Genomic DNA, 13,375 nt, shown 5'->3' on the forward strand with positions numbered 1-13,375 from the left:
AACTGCGTGACTCAGAAGACAAAATAGTCAAAAGTGTCTACATGAGAATTGAAGACGTAAAAACGCTCACAGATCTTGATATTTTCCTTAGTAATCAGTGTGGTGTGCCATATAGTAGCCATGGCAAGAAAACACCCGATGGGACAACCTATGCAAACCGGCGGGCGGTCGTCCGGTTGTTTATTGAAACACATATCGCCGATGCAAAAAGACAAAAAATCAAACCGCGGATCACAATCAAAATGATTGCCGACATGCTGGAAAGACTTGATCGCAAATATGTTTTGAAGACTGATCAGATTAGCCGATCATTGGGCAGTTTTTATCGGAGAGGAGAACTCGAACGCTATTCCAGTAATAGTCGTAGAGTTTCAATTGATGGAACAATCTACCGTAGCATAAGACAAGCCGCTGAACGGAAACAGAAGCCCATTCGAACAGTAACCAATCGTATTGAATCTAGAAATCCAGATTTCCAAGGATGGAAATATACTGACGGCTAAAACGTCTTGCGAAAAAATGTTCGGCGTTCCCATATCACGCCATATCTAACTGCATCAGCAGCATGATCGGCTGAGTCACTATCCAAATCTTCTATATCACGTGGATCACGAGGAATGACTGGCAATGTGTCCCAAGCATATTTGCACAATGTGGAGATATACAGACCCGGTTTGTCAGGCATTCCTGATTGGGAGAGCAGTGTCCTCATTTTCTGCCAACCTGTTTTCCTAGTGCCCTTCCCCGCCGGACTGAAGTTTACGCCTTGCTGACTGAACTCATCGGCAATTGTTGCAGCACTGAACCCTCGAGCGCGAGCAAATATGGCATCGTCAGCGGTACCATCTGGTTCGACTTTCCATTTCTGGCAAAGCTCACAGATAGCTTCGCTAAGTCTAGGCACAGTCCAGCCGAGGCCTTCTGACGGGCGATTTGGACGGACTGTCGCGAGCTCATCGACTACGATGATTGAGCCCCGTGGATAAAATATCCCATCGGGGCCTTCGGCGCCGGGAGATTCAGTCATCAAGTATGTTGCTGATGGAGATGCCGTACCGAAGTCATGAGCAAGCCATGTGTCCCAGCCATCAGGGATTGAAGACCAAGGTTCGGTGGCGCAACGGTCAGGTGATAAGCACCCTGCAAAGAAGGCGCCGCGGGCAACTGACCAATCGCCTTCGGTCCAAGCCTGATAGAGATCTTCATCACCAGCACATGCTGCCTTCAACTGGCGCCGATAGTCATCAGCATCAAGATGAGGATTGTCCAAGTAAGTTGATGGGGCGTGGACACAAAGCCCTTCTGCTTCTGTTCTGAACGGCCGCCAGTTTTTGGCTGGGAGCACGTATCGAGAAGCCACCCACTGATGACCAACACCACCAGGGTTACCGGCATAAACCGTGCGAAGCGGAATTTCTTTAGGGCCACGCAGATTGGATCTGAGCATATCAATCACATGTGGGTCAGCCCATTGGGTCAGTTCATCCACCATGATGAGGGTGAAGCTCCTGCCCTGCACCTTGTCATAGGCTCCCAGGCTATCGACCTGAGCCAGTTCAACATATCCATAAGGCAGGCGAAAAACGTGCTCGGTGGCGTTGTATGAAGCTCCAGAGCCATATGCGGCGCCAAACATGGAGCGCAGCACGAGTTCAAAGTCAGCCAATCCCTTGTAGGTCTTCCTGACGTATAACACCCGGGCTTGTTCTTTGTATTGCTCGATATGACGCAAGATCAGCAGCGCCTTACAATGGGACTTGCCGCCGCCGCGCCCGCCGCCCAGAAACAGGTCACAGCTTTCAGGAACGCTCAGCACTTTAGACTGATAAGGCGTGGCTTCGACATTGGTCATCATGACGATGTGCCATCCACTGTCTTCAAGTAATCAGTCATGTCATTCTGAGCTGCAGGCAAATTGATCTGGATATTGACCTGCTGTTCGCTACCACCACTTGGCGTGCCATGGTCACGATAACCGTGCCGAGCTTTCAGGGCAAAAATGATGGAGGTAGTGTCACCATCCCTCGCTTTATCCAATAAGATGGAAGACAGCTCATCTTCCTCGATTTTTTTGGACTCCTGCAAAGCAGATGCAATCCGCTCATCTTCTGTTCGCACACGGAGCCAAGTACGATAGTTGATCTTGAGCGCGCGGGCGATTGATACCTCGGAGGCACCTTTGGCACAGGCCTCTATGATCTGTGGAACATGGTTCTCAGGGATCACATATTTGGGTTGCCCTGGACCTCTTTTAGCTAGATTTGTCGCCTCTTTCCGGTTCTCAGTGCGGTTTTTGTCCAATTCATTTTCGTTCAACACAATACAATCCCTGACGTTCAGCCAGATCGACCTTTGAACTAGGAATTAGCGGGGCGAATATCTGGCTTGGTTTCGGGGGTTTTTATGTCGCGGGTATTGTGCTTTTGGGGACCAGTGTTCTGGCCCATGGTGATTGATCGGTCATCAAAAATTACGGTGAGTAGACAAGGATACAGGGGGACAGGTCCTTTCCAAGTCTATCTGTTTCATAGAACCCAATTTTCACCTGATCAATTTTTGAGAAGATAATGATACAATAAGATTAGATGACTACCTGTATACAGAACAATAAAGTCAGCTCTCTCTTGCTTCACAGGGTAGGCAGGTGGGGTTGTCTAGAGCGTGTCTACCATCTGTCTATTACAACAAAATAATGTGACTATTAGGAAGGTTAATTCACCATGGGCTATGATATTTCAGCCACTGGCTATCTCAAGAGAGCAAAAGAAGCATTGCAGAAAAAAGATGTCCGAAATCTGTTTTACGCAGCCTTTGAACTACGTTGTTGCATCGAAACTCGGCAAGGAGAATACGCGAATGCTCTGCTTGCTTACGAAAACGTGAAAGTTAAACCTTGGAATGTGAAACAAACTGGCCAAAGAATTCGGCGGGCTTCTTACGCCGATAGGATGGCTCTGTGCCGATACCATCTTGAGGGAGAGACTTTCGATATCTACCACACACCCGTACCTGATAAACTGATCAAGTTTGTCGACACTCCCTTGGGCAACTTGCTTCATGCGCAGCAAAATTACCAAGAGTTAACTTGTGGAAAATGGTCAAAAATTAGAAATGAGTTATTAGAAATTTACAGACTAGCTTGGCTATCCTGTCAAGGAGATAGCCTAGTACCTCCCATGTGGGACAAAAAATCAAGTTATACTCACCCGTTTCAAATTGAGAGAACCGATCGAAACAAAGAGTTTCTTGATCGCCTTCTTTTGCTTCAAGGGAAGCAACTCAAAATGGAAATTTCTTACCCCTCAAAACCCCCAGCAGAATGGGTTTGCGATCTATAAATATGGCGGGATAATTTCCTACATCATCCCGCCATCGTTTTCTAAATCAAATCAGAATTCTGCTTCATAAAGGCATCAATTCTCGCCGATGGACCAGCTTCGTTCCATTTGTCATGATCCTTGATTGACCATAGAACATAATTCGGTCGGTTGGGAATTCCTGCCTTCGTATACCTAGTATGTTTCACGGCAGAAGCTTCATTGAGAAGCCAGTCACCAACACGATTTCTAAGTCGTTTCCCAAGACGATCGACCTTATGGGGTATAGAGTTAAGAACATCTTCGAACCTAACCAACGGGAAGTCGAATGGCGGCAAACCCTCTTCCAACCTTTCGCTCAGATATTGCTCAGCCTCACCAAGGGAAAGTCGACGCATCTTGTCCTTTCCTTTCGTCTTTGGCGCCATACCTTTTGGCTTCAGTGTTGGATCGCGCTTCAAAAGCCAATCCTTGACCGCAGCTGGACCGCCCTCGTCCAAGAAAGCGAACAACCGGTCATAATATGCCTCATCACGAGGCGTCGCGCCTGAAAAGACAACTAGCCATCGCCTATCGCCACGCTCCATCGGTACCGCATCCTCATGGTTGGTAAAAGCCATCAGATTTAGTTTGTTGGGAATGCTGTAGTGACTAAATCCTTTGTTCTCGATCCGCAGGTAGAGTTCGGTAATAATTGGCTTCAGACGATTAGTCATATCTAGTCTGCCTACTGCCATCAGTTCTTCGATTACTCCAAGGTTTGCGCCTTCGGTCCAGCCGGTCCAGTTTGATCGCACTTCGTCATTGCTTGGAAGTGTTACGTTCGGCAGACCAATGATGCATGTCATCAACCGTCCGATCCAGCTTTTACCAGTACCCTGGCTGCCTTTGACTAGTAGAGCATAGTTAATCTTCTGCCCCGGATTTTGTATCAGCATAGCCAAATAGTCGAGAACGTATTCTCGCTCAGCCTCGTCCACGAAAAGATATTCTAAGTGGTCGAGAAAAGGTGTTACGTCGCCCTCTTTTGCCTCTACACCTGATGAACGCCAGATATTGTATCGGTCACCACTTTCGCCATCGGGAAACTCTGCTTCCCCGGGTAAATACACCAACGATTCTAGCTTACGAATTGGCAGTTTACCCCTCCATATAGCATTTAGAACGTCGCCATCGGGATACTGACTGGCGTAGTAAGCTTTCCACTGTTCTTTCTTCCACTTCTTTCCATCAGAACGGCGCACAAATACCTCAGCGTCGACGACATAGACCCACTCATCGACAACTCCTCGAGGTCTCGGCTCGGTTGATGTCGATGGTAGATCATCGGGAAAATCATCCATTGCTGGGGACTTGGGTATGAGATGATCTTTTCCTGATTCATGCAACGCTTTATACAATGTATTTACCGTCACACTTGGACCGCCACGCTCAGTAGATAAGCTATCCCAACGCTTGCCAATGGGCAGGGCGTCATCCGAATATTGAGGATGGCTTGTCGACCATTCAATAAATTCTTCACGTCCTTCACCACCCGTTGCATGATGGCAAGCCATCATCATATTGAGCCAAGCATCGTGATCAGCATAGTCGTTGATATTCAAGCCTGCTAACATCACAGCAAGCTGCTCGGGAGTTACGTCACCTCCTTGGACAATATTATTTCTTGGATCTGGCTTTTTGAGCAAAGCTAGCATTGAATCAGGAACTTGCGGTGTCCTACTCACTTCCACTGTTAGTGGATCCCACTGATAGTTTTTGCCAGTATCGGGATGAACAGAACCAGGCGCGACCATCTGGCAGCCATATGATTTGAATTCTAGGCCAGGATATTCTTTGAGGTTGCTTCTCAGCGCAAGATCGATCGGTTTTTTCATGTAGTAGTGAAAGCCACCTGAACCGGTTACGACTTTCGGAAAGTCGGACAAATCAATGCCGAGATCTTTTGCGAACTGTGCCAAAGAGTCTTTGCCTTTATCATAATGGCGCTGATCAACATCCAAAACCAGATCGGTCCGCTTCAATCGAACACCTACATTGAAACCGCGACGCAAATGCTCTTTTGCATCGTCAATCGACATTGGAGCGATATCGCGCCACCGTTCCATTGGCACCTTCCCGATAGGCTTGCTTTTTTTGTCCTGTGCCTTAGCCGAGTGCAATTTTATGAATCCATGGTCAGAACCCACGAAGCCGTTCAGCTGAAAGGGCTCAGGCTTGAACGACGGTACCGATGCATGCTTGGATTTGTTATTTCCAGAAGCATCAGAGCGACCGTTCCATAGCTCATCTCCAGTGTGGGCGTCGGATCGTTTCCCAGATCCGGCGCCGCCGCTGTTATCATCATAACTCATCGGGCCACCTCCCCGCGAACATACGCGTTAAGGTCATCGACGTTATATCGAACAAGCTTATGGTTGATGACGTGATAGGCAGGACCTTCACCTCGAGAACGCCACGTCTTAAGCGTACCAGATGAGCAATTCAAATAACCGGCAGCTTGATCAGTATCCAGCCAAGGACTTTGATTATCTTGTTTTTTAGTATTTTCTAGAATCTCAGCCAGAAGCGATGAGATGTTTTTTTGATCAAAATGATCCATACAGTTACAACTTTCCTTCGACCAAATAGGGTCAAATCTTCAGAAAATGTTTCATCAAACCTTTTGGCTTGATGACTGTATGAAAGGATCCACACAAAGTGTGGACATTGCTGCGTATCCCTAAGAGTTCGCCCTTGCAAAAAAAATGGGAACCGGAAACGCTAATTTCAAGTACCATCTCTAATCACCTGAAAGAACCATCAAATGGCCCTGAATGACTTAGGCTGGACAATCGGATTTTGAACGGCGGTGAAACACGTACTCTTCCAAAGCTTGCGCATGCGGTCGCAGATGCTCGACCAAATGCTCAGGATGCACATAACCACCGGAAGCTCCAGGCAACTGCTGACCAAGTAGTAATGCTGACTCAGCATAGGGAACGCCAGAAGCAATGAACATCGTTCTTGCATGATGGCGGCATTCATGGGGACTTGGCAATTTCCTGCCCTTCTCTCTTGGCTCAACGATATGACCAGAGCTTGCTCCTGGTGAAGGCCACAGCCAAGGACTGCCGATTTTTTCATCCGCCGCCAGCCGGTTTTCCAAAATCGAACTCAGCTTTTTGCCCATGGGGAAAATCATTGGGCCACCTGTCTTCATATGGCAGAACGTCAAAATGGAATTTTGCAAATCAACATCGTTTCTTCTGATTTGTAGGATTGATGAACGACGGGCACCAGTCAGCAACATCGTCATGTACAGATCACGGCGTATTGGATTGAGCGTCTCAACCTCAAGAAAGAATTTTGGGATATCGAGTGCGCTAACCTTGCGCCGGTTATTTGTCGGGATTCTGATAGCTGCAACAGGGTTGGCAGCGATTGTTTCATCTAGCCTCATTGCCGTGTTTATGACCGCTCTGAGAGTCCTCATGACAGATCCAGCTGTTGTCTGGCCAGATTTTGACCGAAGCTTATCATAAAGCTCTCTGACCTCCTGACGGCTAATGTCGACCACTGCCCTATTTGCAAATCGCTTTAGGTATTTTTCAAGATGGTATTCATAACCTTCTTTAGTCCTGGACCGGAGCGGTTTGTCGATAAGATGAACATCCATAGCTTTTCTAAGCGTGATGCCGCTTTCATCAGGGTTGGCGGTCGGATCAATACCAGACTGAATTTTGCTCATCAGGGCTTTGGCTTGGCTGCGGGCTTCTCTCAAACCAATACGATCACAACGATCAATTTTGGCTCGTACAGTCCTTATGTGACGGCCATTTCGGCGAACATCACCTTGGACCGCATACGTCTTGGTCGTCTTGTGACATACGACCATAAGACCTTTGACTTGTTCGTCGCGCCAAGTCCCTGAACCAAATTCCAACCCTCGGATGCGAGCCTCAGTCAAATTAATAACCGCCATCTAAATTCTCCATAAACACCGAATTAAGTACCGAACGGTGACACCCTCTGGTCGCCGCCTGTTGACTGTAATGTCGTGGAAAACGTTAGTTGTACGCCATTATTCGCTCGGAGTGACCTTGAGCGACTAGCTTTTGCGGGGCTTTTAATCAGTAGGTCGCTGGTTCGAACCCAGCAGGGCTCACCATATTTTTCAATAACTTACGGTAAAAATACGCTAGCTTGGAGCCTAATGTTTTTATAGGCTCCACATCCTTGTTACTGAATTTTTTCAAGTTTCTGCTCCTTGGAATTACTAAGCCAACGCTCCAACTTGGCTTCATTTCCTGGTTGCTGGGCGATATCTTCTGAGCAGCGGCCTAGATCTGCTTTGCCAATATTTAACAGATAGTCCTTTCCTAGAAAACCATTCAACCCCGTCATAAACACCCTCAAATGCAAGGCAGATATCTATGACCAATTGTCCGTCTTCAGCGCCTTTGGCACTTTGAGGCCATGAGAGTTAAATAGATGTTGGTTTCATCTTCGTTCCTTACGTCACTACGATGATACGCAATCACTCACACTTTAATGAACCGCAATCTGTTTATCCAATGCTGACGGGGAACAGAAATTAAATTCTATTTTTCAGAGTTTTGCTGATACATTTATGGTTAATCGCTATTGTGTTGAAATGCTGTTTCGTCAATAGAGCTCCAAATAAAAAAAGCGTCGCAAGGACTAAACCAATGTCGTCGGATGATGAACATCAAAACTTCAGGGATTGTGAGATAAAGGAAAAAGCTAACGCTCTGATGGAGCAAGCATTGGAACTATTAGATTCGAGCGAAGAACTATTAGTAGCTGCTAAGCTGGATGACGCAATCTGCTCCTTAGGAGTTCGCAAAGACTAGGGAGAGCAAAAAGACCTAGTCTTCGAAAATAGATTGAAAACACTCTGTTGCGCTGTCCGAAAGCATAAACACCGAATCCTTAGAATCGCTACCCGATGACTTTTCAATCACGCCGTCATTTTCCATTAACGAAACATATCGATCAAACGTCGATGGTACGGCTGCCACCAAATTCATTAAATCATCTCTATCCAATGCATCTCCACTGCGTTGTGCAATATAGATATTCAGTCCTATCGCTAAAGGTATGTTCTTAGTCATATCTCCACCGACCGCTTGCTCACAGACAGTCAGCAAATTGTAGAAACTCTCTGATTTTGGTGGCTTATTCACTTAAGGTTTCCTTATGATGTTAAGCAATGACTGTAGGTAAATTTCAACCATACTGGCTGGTTTTCCTATTTCCCCAGATCTTGGTCGCTTCCCAAGATCCTTGTTCCGCAAAAGGTCCAGTTCGCGCAAACTGCATATGCCACTTCGGGCTACGATAAGATGATCGATCAATTCCAATTCAAAAGTTTCACAGGCGTTGATGATTTTCTCAGTCAACGCAATGTCCGCTGGACTTGGACTGGGATCACCTGAAGGATGATTGTGGACCAATATGATACTCGCAGCATTAAGGTCCAATGCAGCTTTGACCACTTGTCTCGAATATATCGGAACCCGATCCACAGTCCCAATGCTCATTAGCCTGTCTTCGATGAGACGATTGGCAGCATCCAGAAACAATACCCTAAACATTTCGGTTTCAGCCGCTGAGCAACTGTTAAACAAATAGTCATGCAGCGAACTCGAATTTGGCAGAACAGGGCCACTAAGGACCTCTCGCTCCAGCGCATAGGCAAAAGAATGTGCCAAAATTTTAAGGTACCGGGCAACCGGCTGACTCAGACCAAGAGGAAGCGCGTCATTCTTCGCAAAATACAGAAAGAGCTCGTTGACTGTACTGAACTTGGATATCAGCTTTTTTGCTTCAGCCTTGGCCCTGTCACCGATGATAGGCTCCATAATCTGAGCAACGGTTTTTATGTCCCGTGCTCTAATTGTCTCCTTTTTTTGCTCCGTAAGGCGGCCCAGATCAATATCAGCAGTTGGGGATAGCTCCATATTCCTTGGGTAAGTCCTATCCCGTAGGACTCCAGATCTCGTCCGACCCACGTCACGAAGAAAGTCAGTACCGGTATCATCTGAAAGGCGGCGACTGGCATTGGCCAAAATCTATTACTCCGAAAAGCAATCACTGCGAGAATTATCAGCGCCAGCAAATCCAATATGAATATGCCAACTTGCGGCTGAATCCAGTCGGATCTACCAAGCCAATATATCAAGCCAGTGGCTACAAAATTAATCAGTAAAACAGAGAGAGCTAAACGCTCCTCGAAACGTCCAAACAAAAAGACGAAGGTGAGCGCTGCAATTACGGCCGCTAGAAATATCCAAAAACCCATTTCTCAGGTTTCTAGCGGCGTCCTCACAGCGGTCAACTCGCTAGATTTCAAGCCGCCTGTTCTTTGTGATCTTCTTCTTTGTGATCTTCGTTAACGACAACTGACACATTGGCGGCGTCCGCATGAGGAGGTTTCCAAAAATTTCCGCCGGCATAGGTCCGCAGCCCCATTTGGTCGCGCGCCTCAGCAAAGGCGCTGTGGGCTTGTACCATTTGAGCTCTTGCCTCATGAAGCGACTTTAGAGCGTCGCCAGTCAGTCCTATAGCATCTTGAGCAACAACCGCGGAAAGATTGGCTTTTTGCCTACCGGATGCCACTGTAACTGTCAGATCACCAGCACATATAAGCGCATCGTCAATTGCAGCCTCAAGCGCGGTTAGCTTTTCGGTTACATCTCTCACCACACGCAAACGGTTCTTCAGCATTATAAAACTCCCAGTCGCCCGGTTGAGCGAAATCTTCAGAGGCAGCTGAGAAAAACAATTAAGCTATCCGCGACAATCCTTCAGCGACACTGACCAAAAGGGCGAATGCCACCAGGCCAGTCATCATAATCAACAACATCAGACCCAATCTTGCGCTTATTGAAAGTTGGTTTTCTCTGTCTACCTCAAACAGAGCCGAAAAAAGCGTAGACCATTTTGAAGCACGAGCAGGCCTGTTAAAAACAAATGCCTGAGACTCTCGCAGCTCAGTCTCTCCGCTATCAACCGAAGGGCTCCGTTCATCAGCTGATGCCCCTTCTTTGCGGGCATAGCGATATTGTGGAAGATCCGAACTTTGGTATACCAAAGTCTGGTATATGTCTGAGTCGAGTTTCTTTGCCTCTGCTTCATAAGAAATCAGCAATCGCGCTGCTTCCGCACGGCTAGAAACATTCAAAATAGATTGCGCACGTTTTAGGCGCTGATCTACCGTATGGTGTGATATCTGAAGAGATCTGGCTATCTGCTTTGAGGACATCAGGTCAGCCACCAACCGTAAGCACTGTTTTTGTGCTTCCGTCAGCTTTTCAACCTGAGAATTGACGTTCCGGTCACTCATAATTTCTGCCCCATGAGCTTCTGGAGTAACAGATCAGGTTAACTGCCGCAATTATCGATATTATGGAAGACTGATGTCTGGCGGCCCAAGATGGTCGCTTTAGAAAGCTGTTTCTCACAATAAACTACGCTTGATGATACACCGCCCCAGCATGGACTGATACATGTGCAATTTATATATCTGAAACCACCTAAATGTAAGGGTCTCGCGCCTTCTGACAGAGATGATTGAATACTAACTGGCGCCTCTCTCAAGAGCTTCCTTCAGCATCAGATTATTGAGCGCCAGACTGCCAGTTACATTGCTAGAACATTAACGATAATCCTCCATAACGGATCATTTTTCTAAAAAGATTCGCGGACATCTGAACTTCTTGCATTTCTTTCAGTGAGTTATGTGTGTTCTTCTCATGTTTCTAAAATTGTACAATACTGTAGATATTATCATTAGGGTCAGCTAATCAATTAACAGATGAAAAAATACGGCATGGAAAAATGGTCAAAGTTAGCGCCGAGATAGCTGCGATCAAATCGGTACTAGCCGAAGTGACAGAACACGTTGAAAACCTGGATGGGATGATCTCCTATTCCAGAGATCCGCAGTTGGATAATTCGGCTTTAGCAGCCGATGAAGTTGATGATGCAGAGCTTATCAATCGCGCAAAAAAATTTCTACAATGGAGCCGTTTTAAAGCAGAAACGCTAAATTTAGGGTCAGGTCTATTTTCAGATTCGTGTTGGGACATGTGTTTGGATATTTATATTTGCGACCTCAAAGACGAAAAAATCACAATTTCCTCGATCGCGCACAGCTCGGGTATTCCTATGACCACTGCTATGCGATATATTAATGTGATGACGGAGGATGGCTTATTGGAAAAATCATCCAATCCTTCGGACAATCGCATGGTTTTCATTTCCACATCGGATAACTGCAAGGAAAAAATTTCCACGATATTACGGAATCTAGGCTAGCGGAAAGTTAGCGAAAGTGCCGTGCGACGGTACTATTTTGCACGGACTCCCAAACCAGTTGGATCCGGTTAACCCTAACTTAACTATCTTTGTTCATTTCTGAATTTACCAGGTGACGGTTCGAAGATTGCGGGATCTTCGAACCACCCTTCCCCGGCCAAGCCGGGTCGTGTGGTTTGTTATCTGGGTAGTTGAATGACTGAAGTAAATTTAGAGACGCTCCTTGCAGAGAAGCTGATAGGCAGCAGTACCAAAATGCAGCAATTGCGTATGCTGGTAAAATTTGCCGGTCGTTGCAATTCCTCGATCATGATCACTGGCCCTTCCGGTAGCGGTAAAGAAGTTGTTGCCGAAGCCATTCACACCATCTCACAACGCGCATCCCATCCCAATATTACGGTAAATTGCGGGGCTCTCCCCGAACAGTTGATTGAATCGGAACTCTTCGGTCACGAAAAGGGAAGCTTTACGGGCGCAGTAAACAAACATGTGGGCCTGTTTGAACAATCCGATGGCGGCACCATTTTCCTCGATGAAATCGGTGACATGCCGCTTAACATGCAGGTCAAATTGCTCAGAGTGCTGGAGTCGCGGATCGTCAACCGGGTTGGTGGTAACCAGAATATTCCGATTAATGTCCGGGTAATTGCCGCCACACATAAAAATCTCGGCGCATCAATCCAGGGCGGATCCTTTCGCGAGGATCTTTTCTACCGGCTTTGTGTAGTCCCGATCGAAGTCCCTGCCCTGAACGAGCGCACCGAAGATATTCCGGCGCTGGTCGAGCATTTTCTGAAAAATCAGGCAGATGCCAATCCGTCCCCCATATTCACAGCCGAAGCCTATGCGGCGCTCCAAAGCCATGATTGGCAAGGTAATGTGCGCGAATTGCGCAATGTCGTGGAACGCGCGACCGTGTTCTTTTCCGGCCAGCAGGTGCAAGCACATGATATCGCAATGTTGGTGCAATCAGACATTGCTCCGGCACGCAATGATAACGCAGTAGCGCCCCATTTTGCACCAGCGCAGCCCGTCATGCAGCAACCGCAATTTGCAGCAGAAGATCAAACTGCAAGCACAGCGCAGTTTGCCCCACGCCCCTTTGCCGCGGTGCCAAGCCAGCAATCCAATAATATCATCGACCTCAACGCACATCTTCGAAATGAAGAGCGCCGGATCATCATGCAGGCTTTGGAAACATCTCACGGCGTCGTGTCGAAGGCGGCCCGTTCGATCAATATCAAACGCACCACTTTTATCGACAAGATGCGCAAGCACAGTCTCGATAAACAGATTGAGAATGAAACGGCACTGGCCGCAGGATTTTAGACTCTCATCGCCCCGGGTGCGATCGCTAGCCAGGCCTTTTCAATTTCGTACAGCATCTCTCTGGCTGACTCGGCTCGTTCAATGAATGACGCACCGATCTCCGCCTGAATCCGCCGCGTGGCTTCTGCATATATAGTGTGCAATGTCTGCGCGAGATCACCCGCTGCGTCAAAATCCAGCGACTCATCCAGCCCGTTTAAGATACCCAATGCCTTTGCCCTGAATTCAAAGATTTTTGCATTGTCGTTGCGGCGCGCGCTTTCAACCATCAGGTCAAGATTTTCGCGCAGTTCGGCAAACAGCACAACCACCAGATCATAGGGATTTGCCGACAATACGCGGCTGTTTTTGTGAATGGATTTATAGCTCGACGTGCGCCGAATATTTGATTGGTATGTCATTCT

General features: G+C 47.2%; 16 protein-coding genes. 5 read left to right on the forward strand and 11 right to left on the reverse strand.

The features are described 5' to 3' along the window. The first annotated feature begins 41 nt into the window (after positions 1 to 41). Positions 42 to 503: a hypothetical protein gene (locus tag ABJM21_RS10615; protein ID WP_348301175.1), complete on the forward strand. Its 462-nt coding sequence runs from the start codon at positions 42 to 44 to the stop codon at positions 501 to 503. On the opposite strand, the gene ABJM21_RS10620 is transcribed toward ABJM21_RS10615, so the two are convergent. Both ABJM21_RS10620 and ABJM21_RS10625 read right to left on the reverse strand, forming a co-directional pair. Further along, positions 500 to 1,855, reverse strand: a complete 1,356-nt coding sequence (locus tag ABJM21_RS10620; RefSeq protein WP_348301174.1) for a phage terminase large subunit — start codon at positions 1,853 to 1,855, stop codon at positions 500 to 502. The two genes, ABJM21_RS10615 and ABJM21_RS10620, sit on opposite strands and share 4 nt — an antisense overlap. After that, positions 1,852 to 2,319, reverse strand: a complete 468-nt coding sequence (locus ABJM21_RS10625; protein WP_348301173.1) for a hypothetical protein — start codon at positions 2,317 to 2,319, stop codon at positions 1,852 to 1,854. Before ABJM21_RS10625 ends, ABJM21_RS10620 begins: the two co-directional genes overlap by 4 nt. Before the next feature lie 401 nt (positions 2,320 to 2,720). Here ABJM21_RS10625 and ABJM21_RS10630 point away from each other — a divergent pair, with 401 nt between their 5' ends. Further along, positions 2,721 to 3,338, forward strand: a complete 618-nt coding sequence (locus ABJM21_RS10630) for a hypothetical protein (RefSeq protein ID WP_348301172.1) — start codon at positions 2,721 to 2,723, stop codon at positions 3,336 to 3,338. Positions 3,339 to 3,379: 41 nt separating this feature from the next. Here ABJM21_RS10630 and ABJM21_RS10635 read toward each other — a convergent pair whose 3' ends face one another. The 4 genes from ABJM21_RS10635 to ABJM21_RS10650 all read right to left on the reverse strand — a co-directional run bounded on the left by ABJM21_RS10635 (position 3,380) and on the right by ABJM21_RS10650 (position 7,703). After that, a complete protein-coding gene (locus ABJM21_RS10635; RefSeq protein WP_348301171.1) occupies positions 3,380 to 5,671 on the reverse strand; it encodes a bifunctional DNA primase/polymerase in 2,292 nt (763 codons plus the stop codon). Beyond that, positions 5,668 to 5,919 (reverse strand): helix-turn-helix domain-containing protein, encoded by a 252-nt coding sequence (locus tag ABJM21_RS10640; RefSeq protein ID WP_348301170.1) that lies wholly within the window; start codon positions 5,917 to 5,919, stop codon positions 5,668 to 5,670. Before ABJM21_RS10640 ends, ABJM21_RS10635 begins: the two co-directional genes overlap by 4 nt. Before the next feature lie 219 nt (positions 5,920 to 6,138). Next, positions 6,139 to 7,281: a tyrosine-type recombinase/integrase gene (locus ABJM21_RS10645; RefSeq protein ID WP_348301169.1), complete on the reverse strand. Its 1,143-nt coding sequence runs from the start codon at positions 7,279 to 7,281 to the stop codon at positions 6,139 to 6,141. 257 nt (positions 7,282 to 7,538) lie between these two features. Continuing rightward, positions 7,539 to 7,703, reverse strand: a complete 165-nt coding sequence (locus ABJM21_RS10650) for a hypothetical protein (protein WP_348301168.1) — start codon at positions 7,701 to 7,703, stop codon at positions 7,539 to 7,541. 305 nt (positions 7,704 to 8,008) lie between these two features. On the opposite strand from ABJM21_RS10650, the gene ABJM21_RS10655 reads away from it, so the two are divergent. Further along, complete coding sequence (locus ABJM21_RS10655) at positions 8,009 to 8,173, forward strand: hypothetical protein (protein ID WP_348382155.1); 165 nt, start codon at positions 8,009 to 8,011, stop codon at positions 8,171 to 8,173. A 15-nt stretch (positions 8,174 to 8,188) separates the two neighbouring features. Here the strand turns inward: ABJM21_RS10655 and ABJM21_RS10660 are convergent, their stop codons facing one another. From ABJM21_RS10660 to ABJM21_RS10675, 4 genes are all read right to left on the reverse strand, one after another. Continuing rightward, positions 8,189 to 8,506 (reverse strand): hypothetical protein, encoded by a 318-nt coding sequence (locus ABJM21_RS10660; protein WP_348301167.1) that lies wholly within the window; start codon positions 8,504 to 8,506, stop codon positions 8,189 to 8,191. Then, positions 8,507 to 9,283: a DNA repair protein RadC gene (gene radC / locus ABJM21_RS10665; protein WP_348377250.1), complete on the reverse strand. Its 777-nt coding sequence runs from the start codon at positions 9,281 to 9,283 to the stop codon at positions 8,507 to 8,509. It abuts the gene before it with no gap. Between the two features lie 388 nt (positions 9,284 to 9,671). Next, complete coding sequence (locus ABJM21_RS10670) at positions 9,672 to 10,049, reverse strand: hypothetical protein (RefSeq protein WP_348301166.1); 378 nt, start codon at positions 10,047 to 10,049, stop codon at positions 9,672 to 9,674. Positions 10,050 to 10,107: 58 nt separating this feature from the next. Further along, the gene (locus ABJM21_RS10675; protein ID WP_348301165.1) at positions 10,108 to 10,668 is read right to left on the reverse strand and encodes a helix-turn-helix transcriptional regulator; all 561 of its coding nucleotides are present in this window, start codon (positions 10,666 to 10,668) and stop codon (positions 10,108 to 10,110) included. A 494-nt stretch (positions 10,669 to 11,162) separates the two neighbouring features. Here ABJM21_RS10675 and ABJM21_RS10680 point away from each other — a divergent pair, with 494 nt between their 5' ends. Further along, complete coding sequence (locus ABJM21_RS10680; protein ID WP_348301164.1) at positions 11,163 to 11,642, forward strand: hypothetical protein; 480 nt, start codon at positions 11,163 to 11,165, stop codon at positions 11,640 to 11,642. Between the two features lie 195 nt (positions 11,643 to 11,837). Then, complete coding sequence (locus tag ABJM21_RS10685; protein ID WP_348301163.1) at positions 11,838 to 12,971, forward strand: sigma-54 dependent transcriptional regulator; 1,134 nt, start codon at positions 11,838 to 11,840, stop codon at positions 12,969 to 12,971. Here ABJM21_RS10685 and ABJM21_RS10690 read toward each other — a convergent pair. Continuing rightward, positions 12,968 to 13,372, reverse strand: a complete 405-nt coding sequence (locus ABJM21_RS10690; protein WP_348301162.1) for a flagellar export chaperone FliS — start codon at positions 13,370 to 13,372, stop codon at positions 12,968 to 12,970. The genes ABJM21_RS10685 and ABJM21_RS10690 overlap by 4 nt on opposite strands. Between the last annotated feature and the right edge of the window lie 3 nt (positions 13,373 to 13,375).

The sequence above is a fragment of the Parasphingorhabdus sp. genome, assembly GCF_039977335.1.
Classification (GTDB): Bacteria; Pseudomonadota; Alphaproteobacteria; order Sphingomonadales; family Sphingomonadaceae; genus Parasphingorhabdus.

What these genes read in the sequence shown, in the direction of transcription:
- ABJM21_RS10615 (WP_348301175.1), top strand. Translation starts at nt 42, where the DNA reads ATGAGAATTGAAGACGTAAAAACGCTCACAGATCTTGATATTTTCCTT.
- ABJM21_RS10620 (WP_348301174.1), bottom strand. Translation starts at nt 1,855, where the DNA reads ATGATGACCAATGTCGAAGCCACGCCTTATCAGTCTAAAGTGCTGAGC.
- ABJM21_RS10630 (WP_348301172.1), top strand. Translation starts at nt 2,721, where the DNA reads ATGGGCTATGATATTTCAGCCACTGGCTATCTCAAGAGAGCAAAAGAA.
- ABJM21_RS10635 (WP_348301171.1), bottom strand. Translation starts at nt 5,671, where the DNA reads ATGAGTTATGATGATAACAGCGGCGGCGCCGGATCTGGGAAACGATCC.
- ABJM21_RS10640 (WP_348301170.1), bottom strand. Translation starts at nt 5,919, where the DNA reads ATGGATCATTTTGATCAAAAAAACATCTCATCGCTTCTGGCTGAGATT.
- ABJM21_RS10645 (WP_348301169.1), bottom strand. Translation starts at nt 7,281, where the DNA reads ATGGCGGTTATTAATTTGACTGAGGCTCGCATCCGAGGGTTGGAATTT.
- ABJM21_RS10650 (WP_348301168.1), bottom strand. Translation starts at nt 7,703, where the DNA reads ATGACGGGGTTGAATGGTTTTCTAGGAAAGGACTATCTGTTAAATATT.
- ABJM21_RS10655 (WP_348382155.1), top strand. Translation starts at nt 8,009, where the DNA reads ATGTCGTCGGATGATGAACATCAAAACTTCAGGGATTGTGAGATAAAG.
- radC (WP_348377250.1), bottom strand. Translation starts at nt 9,283, where the DNA reads ATGGAGCTATCCCCAACTGCTGATATTGATCTGGGCCGCCTTACGGAG.
- ABJM21_RS10670 (WP_348301166.1), bottom strand. Translation starts at nt 10,049, where the DNA reads ATGCTGAAGAACCGTTTGCGTGTGGTGAGAGATGTAACCGAAAAGCTA.
- ABJM21_RS10675 (WP_348301165.1), bottom strand. Translation starts at nt 10,668, where the DNA reads ATGAGTGACCGGAACGTCAATTCTCAGGTTGAAAAGCTGACGGAAGCA.
- ABJM21_RS10680 (WP_348301164.1), top strand. Translation starts at nt 11,163, where the DNA reads ATGGTCAAAGTTAGCGCCGAGATAGCTGCGATCAAATCGGTACTAGCC.
- ABJM21_RS10685 (WP_348301163.1), top strand. Translation starts at nt 11,838, where the DNA reads ATGACTGAAGTAAATTTAGAGACGCTCCTTGCAGAGAAGCTGATAGGC.
- ABJM21_RS10690 (WP_348301162.1), bottom strand. Translation starts at nt 13,372, where the DNA reads ATGACATACCAATCAAATATTCGGCGCACGTCGAGCTATAAATCCATT.